The organism is Mesorhizobium sp. B2-9-1, assembly GCF_006439455.1.
Lineage (GTDB): Bacteria > Pseudomonadota > Alphaproteobacteria > Rhizobiales > Rhizobiaceae > Mesorhizobium.
Genome location: NZ_VFTP01000003.1, coordinates 300019 through 312851 on the forward strand (window position 1 = coordinate 300019; position 12833 = coordinate 312851).

At 65.4% G+C, this 12833-nt stretch carries 3 protein-coding genes; 1 reads left to right on the forward strand and 2 read right to left on the reverse strand.

From position 1 onward, the window contains the following. Window positions 1–65: 65 nt before the first annotated feature. The gene (locus tag FJW05_RS08815) at window positions 66–11516 is read left to right on the forward strand and encodes an autotransporter-associated beta strand repeat-containing protein (protein ID WP_181164884.1); all 11451 of its coding nucleotides are present in this window, start codon (window positions 66–68) and stop codon (window positions 11514–11516) included. 190 nt (window positions 11517–11706) lie between these two features. Here the strand turns inward: FJW05_RS08815 and FJW05_RS08820 are convergent, their stop codons facing one another. After that, a complete protein-coding gene (locus FJW05_RS08820) occupies window positions 11707–12294 on the reverse strand; it encodes an isochorismatase family cysteine hydrolase (RefSeq protein ID WP_140630458.1) in 588 nt (195 codons plus the stop codon). A gap of 29 nt (window positions 12295–12323) precedes the next feature. Beyond that, the gene (locus tag FJW05_RS08825; RefSeq protein WP_140630460.1) at window positions 12324–12650 is read right to left on the reverse strand and encodes a DUF768 domain-containing protein; all 327 of its coding nucleotides are present in this window, start codon (window positions 12648–12650) and stop codon (window positions 12324–12326) included. Window positions 12651–12833: the final 183 nt, after the last annotated feature.

Sequence of the window (12833 nt, forward strand, 5' to 3'; positions counted from 1 at the left end):
GAGGCAGCATGCGGCAGGACTCGGCTACCCAATCTTGTGGCTCGCGAGCGTTTCGCGGCGGACGCATGACCAAATGGAAGGGCCAAGCGGCCAGCTACGCCCCACAAGTCGTCGGTTTGTCGGCATTCGTCGTCCATACGATGAAGGGCACGCTTCTGCCGTTGGCGCTCCTTGCAGGGCTTGCGGCGACAACACCGGCTGCGGCAGCCAACCTCTACTGGGACGTCAACAACACATCGCTCAACCGCGGCGGCACCGGCATCTGGGATCTGAGCACGTCAGTCTGGAGCGCCAGCAATGACGGTGTGAGCGGCCCCTACAGTGCCTGGAACAACGGCGCGCTCGACGACGCCTTCTTTGGCGGCACGGCGGGCACCGTCACCCTCGGCGTGCCGATCACCGTCCACAACATGACGTTCGAGGTCAGTGGCTACACCGTAACGGGCAGCACACTCACTCTCGGCGGGGTCAACCCCACGCTTTCGGTCACGACCGGCACCGCGACGATCAGCTCGACGATCAACGGCACGGGCGCAGTGGTCAAGGCCGGCGCGGGAACGCTGACACTGACGGGCAACAACAGCTTCACCGGCGGCCTGACCGTGAACGCCGGCACCTTGTCCCTCACCGGCAACAACAGCTTCGGCAGCAGCCCGGTGATCACCGGCGGGGCCGCGCTCTCGCTGACGGGCACCAACAGCTTCGTGGGCGATATCAACGTCAACGGTTCGTTGACCGCCAGCGGCGCTGCGGCTCTAGGCGATGTCGGCAACAACATCATCATCTCGGGTGGGGCACTGAACATCGGCACGACCGGCGGAAGCCTGACCGGACGCACCGTCACACTCAGCGGCACGGCGGTCAGCCTCTTTGGGGCGGGTATCGGCGGCGCCCATTTCACCGGCACCGGCGGTCTTTCCGTCAATCCCGGAGTGAACCTGACCGACGATACCAACAACTACACCGGTGCAACCAGCTTCGTTGGCGCTGGCACCTCCACCTTCACCTCGATCGGCAATCTGGGTCAGGCCAGTTCCCTAGGAGCGCCCACCACAGTTGCGAACGGCACCATCAGTATATCGAATCCGAGTGGAACTGCCGGAACTCGCATCGCCATCTATGCCGGCGATGGCGATGTATCGAACCGCAATTGGGGTCTATTCTCCAACGGTTATCGTGGCACGGGCCTCAGCAATAGCGGCACTGGCACCCTGACGCTGACAGGCTCAATCTCGGTGGGCAATGCCGGTACCGCCCAGGCGCCTTCCTTCACCGCGGCAACTGCCGACCTGGAACTGCTCGGTGTCATCAGCGGCGGCAGCGCTACATTTAGCGCGAACGCCGGGCAGGTTTTAAGGCTTGGCGATGCCAACACCCTAACGGGCACCGGCATCGTCGGCGCGGGCAAGGTTGTCGCGGCGACCCTGGCGAATACCGGCGTCGCCAGCTCGCTGGGCGCGGGAACTACAACCAGCATTAGCGGCACCTTGAGCTATGTCGGGGCGGGCGCCAGCACCAACCGCAACTGGGTAATCAGCGGCACGCTCAGCAACGACGGCAGCGGCGCGCTGGCGTTGAGCGGAAGCACGACCCTCAGCGGCACCGGCACGCTGGGCGGCAGCTTCACCGGCGCCGACAATGTGGCTTCGGGCGTGATCTCGGGCGCCGGCAACCTGCGCGGCGCAGGTGCTGGAACCTGGGTCGTCTCGGGCGCGAACACCTATACCGGCCAGACCATCGTCGACAGCGGCACGCTGCGCGCGGGATCGGCCACGGCCTTCGCCGGCTCGAAGACGTTCCAGGTCAATGGCGGCACGCTGGATCTCAACGGTTTCGACCAGACGCTGACCACCCTGACCGGCACCGGCGGTACGCTCAACCTTGGCAGCGCGAAGCTGACGATAGACGGGCCGACCGGCACCACCGCAAGCTTCGGTGGCAGCATCTCCGGCAGCGGCGGGCTCAGCAAAACGGGCAACAGCATCCAGACGCTGACCGGCGCCAGCACCTATACCGGCGACACGACCATCGGCGGAGGCACGCTTGCCCTCGACTTCAGCGCGGCCGGCGGTCCGACGAGCAATATCGTCGGCAGCGATTCTACCCTGGTCATGACCGGCGGCACGCTGAAGGTGACCGGTGCCGCGAATGAGGGCGACACGCAGACCTTCGACGGCCTGACGATCACCGCCGGCAACAACACGATCAATGCGGTATCCGGCACCGGCGGCGGCAGCCTGACCGTCAATCTCGGCGCCATCACCCGCACCGGCGGGCTGATGAACTTCAACCTGCCGACCAGCGGCAACATCACCACCAGCAACACGTCGCTCGGCGGCTGGGCCACCGTCAACGGCACCGACTATGCCAAGGTCGTGGGCGGCAACATCCTCGCCTTCACCGACGCCGACTACACCGACAAGGACAATGCCGCCAACTGGCTGGACAACGAGTTCATCACCGATGTGACCGGCTTCTTCGGCACGGTGAGCGGTACCAAGCAGCTTGGCGGCCTGCGCTATACCCAGGCGGTTTCCACCACCGTGACCGTCAGCCCCGGCGAGACGCTGGGCGTGGACGGCACGATCATCGTCGCCCCGACAGTGCTGGGCAACAACCAGCTGATCACCGGCGGCAAGATGACCGGCGCCAATGGCGGCGTGCTGGGGGTCCAGCAGAACAGCACCGGCAATTTCACCATCGCTTCGCAGATCGTCGACAACGGTCCGGGCATGGGGTTCACCAAGGCGGGCACGGGACTGGTCACGCTCACCAACACGGCCAACAGCTATACCGGCGCCACCCGCGTCGTGCAGGGCACGCTGGCGGTGGCCAGCATCGGCAATGGCGGCGCGGCGAGCAGCATCGGCGCGTCCTCGGCGAATTCGTCCAATCTGGTGCTGGAAGGCAGCACGCTGCGCTATACCGGCACGGGCGATACCAGCGACCGCGGTTTTACCTTCGGCAAGTCGGGCGCCATCCTGGGTGCCGGGGTCGAGGTCACCAACGCGAACGCCAATCTCGTCTTTTCAGGTCTCGTCACCAGCGCCGATGGAGCCGACTTCACCAAGAGCGGTGCCGGCACGCTGACGCTCGCCAACTCCAATAACGACTTTACCGGCGCCGTCGCCGTCACCGGCGGCCTGTTGGCGGTAAGCACGCTGCCCAATGGCGGACAGGTCAGCCCGATCGGCCAGAGCAGCAGCGCTCCGGCCAACCTGACGCTGAGCGGCGGCGGCGGATTACGCTATACCGGCGTCACGACCACCACCAATCGCGGCTTCACCCTGGGGACCGGCGGCGGCGTCGTCGATGTCAGTGCGGGCGGCACGACGCTGACGGTCGGCGGCCAGGTGGTGGGCGGCGGCGCCCTGACGAAGAACGGTGCGGGCACTCTGGTCCTGACCGCGGCCAATACCTATACCGGCGGCAATACGGTCAATGCCGGCATCCTGCGCGCGGGCGCCGCGAATGCCCTGGGGAGTGGACCGATGACGCTCGCCAATGTGGCCGGCGCGCAGCTCGATCTCAACAATTTCAACACTGTCATCGGCGCTCTCAATGGCGGCGGTGCCAATGGCGGCAATGTCGCGCTGGGTTCGGCCACGCTGCAGATCAATGGCGGCAACGGCAGCTATTCGGGCACGATCAGCGGCACCGGTGGCATCCTGCGCACGGGCGGCGGCACCCAGACCTTCACCGGCTGCAACAACAGCTATACCGGTGCGACCAACTTGCAAGGCGCGAACATCAGCACCGATTGCATCCGCAACGGAGGCGTGGCCAGCGGCATCGGCGCCTCGAGCAGCGCTGCGACCAATCTGGTCTTCAACAATGCCTCGCTGATCTACACCGGCGGCAGCGTCACCACCGACCGCGGTTTCCAGCTGTCGGCGAATATCGGCGCCATCAATGTGTCCAACGCCGCCACCACCCTGACCTTCACCGGCAATGTCGTCGGCGCCGGCAGCTTCCGCAAGGACGGCCCGGGCACGCTGATCCTGTCCGGCACGAACACATCGACCGGCAACACCCAGGTTTCGGGCGGCGTGCTGCGCGCGGGGGCGACCAACGCCTTTGGTCCGCAGGGACACATGACGCTCGACAACACCGCCGGCGTCGTGCTCGACCTCGCGGGCTTCGACACGGTGGTGACCTCCCTGATCGGCGGCGGCGCCAATGGCGGGAACATCAGCCTGGGCAATGCGACGCTGACGATCAATGGCGTCGACACCCGTTCCTATGCGGGCGCCATCAGCGGCACCGGCGGGCTGATCAAGAACGGCGCCAACATCCAGGCGCTCACCGGCTGCAACAGCAGCTATACCGGCAGCACGGTTATCAATGCCGGGACGCTCCAGGTCACCTGCCTGGCGAACGGCGGCATCAACAGTTCGATCGGCGCCTCGTCTTCCAATCCGGCGAATCTGGTGATCGGCAACGGCGCTACCCTGCAATATGTCGGCGCGGCCACCACGACCGACCGGCAGTTCACGCTGGGCGCGGGCGGCGCCACGCTCGATTCTTCCGGCACCGGCCCCATACAGTTCACCTATGGCGGCCCGGTAACGCTGGCCGGCAACGGCCCGCGCACCTTGACGTTGGCCGGCACCAATACCGGCACCAATATCCTGGCCGCCCGACTGGACGACAATGTCGCCGGCGTCACTTCGCTCGCCAAGACCGGCACCGGCACCTGGCGCCTGACCAATCAGGCCAGCAGCTATACCGGCGCGACCACCATCGGCGGCGGGATACTGATCGTCGACAAGCTGGCTGATGGCGGCATGGCCAGCAGCGTCGGTGCGTCCTCCAACGCGGCCGGCAACCTGGTGATCGGCAAGGATTCGACGCTGCGTTACGTCGGCGCGGGAGACACGACTAACCGTCAGTTCACGCTCGATACCGGTGTAACCTATATCCAGTCTTCGGGAACCGGCGCGCTCGTCTTCGCCAACACCGGGACGGTCGGCCTGACCGGCACCAACGCGACGCGAACGATTGCCCTGGGCGGCACCAACACCGGCCTTAACACGATGGGCGGTGCCATCGGCGACAACGGCACCGGCGCCACGACGCTCGCCAAGAACGACGGCGGCACCTGGGTTCTCACCGGCAACAACACCTATTCGGGCAACACCGTCATCAATGACGGCAATCTGATGATCGGCAATGGCGGCACCACCGGCAATGCCGGTGTCGGCAACGTCATCGTCAATTCGCCAACGTCCACCCTGTCCCTCAATCGCAGCGACACTTTTACGTTCGGCGGCACGCTGAGCGGGCCTGGCACCCTGGCGCAGATCGGCACGGGCACCAGCGTGCTGACATCGCTGAACAATGCGATTGCCAAGACGACCATCAGCGCCGGCACGTTGCAGGTGAATGGCAGCCTGGAAACGCCGACCATCGCCATGACAGGCAGTTCAACCCTGGCCGTCGGCGGCACGGTTCAGGCCGCCGGCCCTACCCAGACCGCCATCACCGGCGATGCCGGCAACAACACCATCAACGTCAACGCCGGCGGCGTTCTCCGGGCGACGGGCGATCTGGACGGCGGCAGCGACACCGTCAATCTGGCCGGCACGCTGAATACAGGCGCCGGGGCGCTCGACCTCGCCGCCGGCAACGACACGCTGGCGCTCCAGGATGGCGGAGCCGTCATTGGAGCAATCAATGCCGGCACCGGCGGCGAAACCGGCGAGGGCGACACGCTGCAGGTGAATACCGTTGCGGGCCGCACCCTCGACGGCAGCAACGTGGCGAGCTTCGAAACCCTGGACAAGCAGGGCTCCGGTACGCTGGTCCTGACCGGCAATCACAGCTACAGCGCCGGCACGACGATCGAGACGGGGGTGCTGCAGGTCGGCTTCGGCACCACCGCCGGCGCGCTCGACACGCCGAGCGTGCTTAACAACGGCAGGCTCGCCTTCAATCTGAACAACAATTACACATTCGGCGGCACGATCTCCGGCACGGGCGGCCTGACCAAGTCCGGCCTCGGCACGACGACGCTGACCGGCAACAACAGCTATGCCGGATCCACCGTCATCACTGCCGGCACGCTGCTCGTCAACGGCGATCAGTCCGCCGCGACGGGCCAGACCACCGCCGGAAATGCCACGACGCTCGGCGGTATCGGCATTATCGGCGGCAACGTCACGATCCAGGCAGGCGGTACGCTCAGCCCTGGCGACGCCGGCAATGCACCTGGCGCGCTCACCATCGGCGGCAACCTCACGCTCAACAACACGTCGGCCGTCAACGTCAATTTCGGCCAGGCGAACGTGCCGGGCGGACCGCTCAACGATCTCATCAATGTCGGCGGCAACCTGACGCTCGACGGCACGCTCAACATCACGCAGACGCCGGGCGGCACCTTCGGGCCGGGCGTCTATCGCATCCTCAACTATGGCGGTTCGCTGACGAATAACGGACTGAACGTCACGTCACCTGATTATTTCGTCCAGACCGCGGTCGCCAACCAGGTCAACCTCGTCAATTCCGCGGGGCTGACGCTCAGCTTTTGGGACGGCAATGCCGGCCCCCATTCCAACGGTGCGGTGGATGGCGGCAGCGGCACCTGGCGGGCGGCCAGCGACCAGAACTGGACCGATGCCAGCGGCACCTTCGCCGCGCCCTTCGCCAACGCCAGCTTCGCCGTCTTCCAGGGTGCCGCCGGGACGGTCACGGTCGACAACACCAACGGGCAGGTGCAGGCGGCGGGCATGCAGTTCGCCACCGGCGGCTATCTGATCCAGGGCGGCGACGTCGCTTTGGTCGGGCCGCAATCGACCATCCGCGTCGGCGACGGCACCGCAGCCGGTGCGGCCTATGTGGCGACAATCACCTCAAACCTCACCGGCAGCAGCCAGCTACTGAAGACGGAGCTCGGCACGCTGGTGCTGTCCGGCACCAACAGCTACAGCAGCGGCACCGCGATCAATGGCGGCACGGTTCAGGTCGCAACCGACAGCAATCTCGGCGACGCGTCCGGCGGCCTTTCGCTGAACGGCGGCACGCTGCACACGTCGGCCGATATCACTTCTGCCCGCGCCGTGACGCTCAATGCCGGCGGCGGTACCTTCGACACCGACAGCGCGACCAGCCTGGCGCTGACCAACGCCGTGAGCGGCGCCGGGACTTTGACCAAGGAAGGCGGCGGCACGCTCGTGCTCAGCGGCGCCAACAGCTACCAGGGCGGCACCGTCATCAATGGCGGCACTGTCGAAATCACGGCCGACAACAATCTCGGCGATGCTGCCGGCAAGGTGACCTTTGACGGCGGCACGCTGCATCAGAGCCTGTCGAGCATTGTAACCGGACGCGATGCCACGCTTCAGGCGGGCGGCGGAACATTCCAGGTCGACAGCGCCCTACAGTGGGAGGGCGCCGTCAACGGAGCAGGGGCGCTCACCAAGACGGGCACCGGGGCGCTGTTCCTCGGCGCCGACAACACCTACGCCGGCGGCACGACGATTGCGAGCGGCACCTTGTTGCTGGGTACCGGAGGCACCACGGGCTCCATCTTGGGCGATGTGGTCGATAACGGCACCCTCAGCTTCAACCGCTCCGACCTCTATACCTTTGACGGCACGATCTCCGGCAGCGGCGGCGTCAGCGAGGACGGCACGGGCAACACCGTGCTCACGGCCGACAACAGCTACGGCGGCACCGCGCTGATCGCCGGGGGTGGCGGGCTCTACATCAATGGCAACCAGGCGGCCGCGACCGGACTGACCGACGTCAATTTCGGCACGCTTGGCGGCAACGGCACCATCGGCGGCGATGTTTTCGTCGACGCGGCCGGCAGGCTGGCCCCCGGTGGCCTGGATTCAACGCCCGGCACGCTCACCATCAACGGCAACCTCGAACTGGCCGACGGCTCGAACCTCGATTACTCGTTCGGCCAGGCCGGCGTGGTTGGCGGCGCCTACAATGACCTCGCGGTCGTGCACGGCAATCTGGCGCTCGACGGCACGATCAACGTGACGGAGGCGCCCGGCGGCAATTTCGGGCCGGGCATCTATCGCGTCATCAGCTTTGACGGAACGCTCAACGACCAGGGTCTCGACTCAACATCGAGCGACTACAGCGTGCAGACCTCGATCGCGCATCAGGTCAATCTCGTAAACACTTCCGGCGTGCTGCTCAACTTCTGGGATGGCGCAGCCGGGCCGAAAGGCGACGGAACGATCAACGGGGGCGACGGCGTCTGGCAGAACTCCGCCGGCAACGACAACTGGACCAACAATGACGGGACGCTCAACGCTCCCTACCAGGATGGCGTCTTCGCCATCTTCGCCGGCGCTGCCGGTACGGTCGATGTCGACGACAGCCTGGGTGACATTCACTCCGCCGGCATGCAGTTTGCGACCGGCGGCTACACGATCCAGGGCGACGGCATCGCGCTCGACGGACCGCAGGCGACTATCCGCGTCGGTGACGGCACGCTGGTCGGCGCCGCCTACACGGCAACCATCGCTTCGAACCTCACCGGCGCCAGCCAACTGGCGAAGACCGACCTCGGCACGCTCGTGCTCGGCGGTGCCAACAGCTACACCGGCGGCACCGCCATCCATGGCGGCACGCTGCAGGTTTCGGCCGACGCCAACCTTGGCGACGCATCCGGCGGCTTGAGCCTGGACGACGGTACGACGCTGAGGACCACTGCGGTATTCAGCTCGACGCGCGGTATTGACCTTACCGTGGGCACCGGCACCTTCCAGACCGATGCGGATCTCACTTTGTCGGGCGTGATCACGGGCGCCGGCGGCCTCAACAAGACCGGCGCCGGCGCGCTGACCCTCACCGGTGCGAACAGCTATGCAGGGTCAACCACAGTCACGGCCGGCGGCCTCTATGTCGATGGCGACAACAGCGCGGTCGCCGGTTCGGTCTCTGTCGGAAGCGGCGCGACCATCGGCGGCAAGGGCTCGATCGGCGGCGATGTCACGGTTGCCGACGGCGCAACCCTGTCGCCGGGTTCGGCCGACGGCACGCCAGGCACGCTGGCGATCGCCGGCAATCTCAATTTGTCTAGCGGCTCGGTCCTCAACTACTCCCTCGGGCAGGCCGACGTCGTCGGCGGGGCGCTCAACGACCTGACCACGATCGGCGGCAATCTGGTGCTCGACGGCATTTTGAACGTCAGCGTCAGCGCTGGCGGCACCTTCGGGCCAGGCGTCTACCGCATCTTCAGCTACAGCGGCACGCTGACCAACAATGGCCTGGTGGTCGGCTCGATCCCGTCATCGGGCTATATCCAGACCTCGATCGATCACCAGGTCAACATCGTCAACACGCAAGGGCTCACCTTCAACTATTGGGATGGCAAGGTCGGCCCCAAGAACAATGGCGCGGTCAATGGCGGTGATGGCGTCTGGGAGGCAGCGGCCGGCAACGACAACTGGACCGATGAGGCAGGAACGGCCAATGCCGGCTTCGCCGACGCATCCTTCGCGATCTTCGCGGGCCACGCGGGAACGGTGACGGTGGACAACGGTCTCGGCCAGGTGACCGCATCGGGCATGCAGTTCATGACCGACGGCTACGTTGTCCAGGGCGACGGGATCGAGCTCACCGGACCGTCGAGCAGCATCGTCGTCGGCGACGGCACGGCGGCGGGCGCGGGGATGACCGCAACGATCGCCTCGGCTCTCTCTGGCGACGTGCAATTGGTGAAGTCGGATCGCGGCACACTGGTCCTGACCGCCATCAACAGCTACACCGGCGGCACCGCGATCAATGGCGGCACGCTCAGGGTCTCGCAGGACGCCAATCTGGGCGATGCCGCCGGCGCGCTCTCCTTCGACGGCGGCACGCTCGACACGACCGGCAGCTTTGCCACCTCACGTGCTGTCAGCGTGATGAGCTCCGGCACCATCTCGACAGCGGCCGCCACGACCTTGACCCTGAACGGGGCTGTGACCGGGTCGGGTGCGTTCACCAAGGCAGGACAGGGAACGCTTGTTCTGACGGCGGCAGGCTCGACCTTCGCCGGACCGACCTCTATCCAGCAGGGCACGCTCGCGGCGCGCGCGGCGGACGCGCTGGGCTCCGGCTCCGCATTCACCGTCGCTTCCGGCGCGACTCTCGATCTCGGCGGCTTCAACCAGGCCGTCGCCTCGCTCAACAACAGCGGCTCGGTCCGTCTCGGCGTCGCGCCCGGCACGACGCTGACCATCAACGGCGACTACACCGGCGCCGGCGGCACCATCTTCCTCAATGCCGCGCTCGATGGCGATACTTCGACCACCGACAAGCTGGTGGTGCACGGCAGCACCTCAGGCACCTCCGTGCTTTCCGTCACCAATGTCGGAGGGGCAGGAGTCCAGACAGTGGAAGGGATCAAGATCGTGGACGTCGATGGCAGCTCGGCGGGTTCGTTCACACTTGCCGGCGACTATGTCTTCCAGGGCGACCAGGCCGTGGTCAGCGGCGCCTATGCCTATCGGCTCTATCAGAACGGCGTGAGCACGCCGGCCGACGGCGACTGGTATCTCCGCTCGGCGTTGATCAACAATCCGCTCTATTCGCCGGCCGTGCCGATCTATGAGGCCTATCCCGGCGTGCTGCAGAGCCTGAACGAGCTCGGCACCCTGCAGCAGCGCGTCGGCAACCGCTCGTGGACTGGAGCAGGCCAGGGCGCCGACGAGATCGGCAGCGTCCCGACCCAGAGCGCCATCTGGGCCCGCATCGAGGCGGCGCATACAAGGCAGAGCCCTGAGAGCGCCACCACCGTCTCGGACTACGACGTGACCACCTGGAAGCTGCAGTCCGGCATCGACGGGCTGCTTTACGAGGATGCCACCGGCGTTCTTCTCGGCGGCCTCACCTTCCACTACGGGACGGCGTCGTCGGACATATCATCGATCTACGGCGTCGGCTCCATCCGGGCCACCGGCTACGGCTTCGGCGGCACGCTGACCTGGTATGGCGACAACGGCTTTTACACCGACGCTCAGGGCGAGGTGACGTGGTATGACAGCGATCTCAAGTCCGCCACGCTGGGCAGCGATCTCGCCAAGGGCAACAACGGATTTGGCTATGCGCTGAGCATCGAAGCCGGCCAGAAGCTTGCGCTGCAGGGAAAATGGACGCTGACGCCGCAGGCTCAGCTCGCCTATTCCTCGGTTCGCTTCAACAGCTTCACCGATCCGTTCGATGCGGCGGTATCGCTGAGCGGCAGCGATGTTCTGATCGGCCGCGCCGGCCTATCGCTGGACTATGAGGATGCCTGGACGGGCGCGCAAGGCAAGATCAGCCGCTCGCACCTTTACGGCATCGCCAACCTCTATTACGATTTCTTGGACGGCAACGACGTGGATGTGTCGGGCACGGCGCTGCATGAGCACGACCAGCCGCTCTGGGGCGGTGTGGGTGTCGGCGGATCGCTCTCCTGGGCGGACGACCGCTACACGGTCTACGGCGAAGCCTTCGCCAAATCGAGCCTGAAAAACTTCGGCGACAGCCGGGCAATCGGCGCAAAGCTCGGCTTCAGCGTGCGCTGGTAGGAGCTGAGCATCGGCAACCGGTCGGAGAATTCCCGGTCTGAGAATTCAGTGAGTGTCTACTGCAGATCATGCCACGATGCCGACATCGGATGACCGCACCCACTGATGCGACTGAGTATTCGAGGGGCGGCTGCTCATCCGTTGCCGGCAGCACTTTGGCCGGCATGTGCCGGGCGAGATGAGCGATGCGTCAGCGCCAGAAATCCAGAACCTCCTCCGCAGCGGCGACTTCGACATGATGCGAATATCGCGTCGTGAACAGCTTGAGTATATTTTCGTAGGCTTCGTCCGATGTGCTGCAGATCGCATCCTCGACCAGGATCGTTCTGTAACCGAAGTCGATCGCTCCGAGCAGCGTCGCCAAGACGCACATGTCGGCCTCGCCACCGCTGACGATGAGCTCGGTCACACCTTCCGCCTGAAGGCTCCGGTGGAGCTCGCCCGTCAGCCAAGGTGAGTAAACGGGCTTATCGAAAACGCGAGCCGGCGGCACGAAATCACGCAGTTCGGGCAGCAGTTCGAGGCTGCCCGGGCCGGCACATTCGATAGTCATCTGCGACCAGCGCTCATAGTATTGACGCCAATGGCCCTGGCCTTCGCCAGGTCTTCTCGCCGTCATGAACCTGGTGAAAATCGTTCGCTCCGGTCTGCCATCGACAAGCGAAAGCACCTTCGGCAGGATGGCGGGCAGCCACTCAACCGCCCATGGCCCAGGCGGCAAGAACATCATCTGCATGTCGACGCAAATGTGGACGGCTCGTGTTGAGATTGGCGTCATCGCGATCCACAACTTCCCTGCCGTGAAAGCTAAGCCTTTGTGTCGCCCAATGCTTGCGCCGTCGGAGCGGTGTCGACGCTCGTTTCGCGGCCGGCCTCGGCGAGGACCGTGTCAGCGAGGTACTCTTTCAAATCGCCGACCTCATCGCTGATTTCTTCCGCGAGGATGCCTTCCCGCTCCGCGTCCGCGATGCAAGCTCTCGCCAGTCTTTCTGCCGCGGCTTCCGGGGATGCTTCGGCGGCCGGTCTAATCGCATGCCCCTCGATCCACTCCTCGACGAAGTGTCCCGGTTTGTTGACGAGGATATCGACCTGGGCTGGGTTGGCTGTAGGCGCAGGAAGAGTGTCGACCTTCATGACTTGAACTCCGGATTTGTGAATCACAAACGCGGACGCTTGAGCAAGGATGCATAGTCTCTGCCCCTCCCGGAGGGCTGTGATCGTAATGTGAAGGAGAGCTGATGGCGCGTTCGTCCGAACGGCAAGAGCATGGCCCGCGCCTTTGTTGGATTGAGCGTAAGCGTAGCGCGGTTGGTTTCA

What these genes read in the sequence shown, in the direction of transcription:
- FJW05_RS08815 (WP_181164884.1), top strand. Translation starts at nt 66, where the DNA reads ATGACCAAATGGAAGGGCCAAGCGGCCAGCTACGCCCCACAAGTCGTC.
- FJW05_RS08820 (WP_140630458.1), bottom strand. Translation starts at nt 12,294, where the DNA reads ATGACGCCAATCTCAACACGAGCCGTCCACATTTGCGTCGACATGCAG.
- FJW05_RS08825 (WP_140630460.1), bottom strand. Translation starts at nt 12,650, where the DNA reads ATGAAGGTCGACACTCTTCCTGCGCCTACAGCCAACCCAGCCCAGGTC.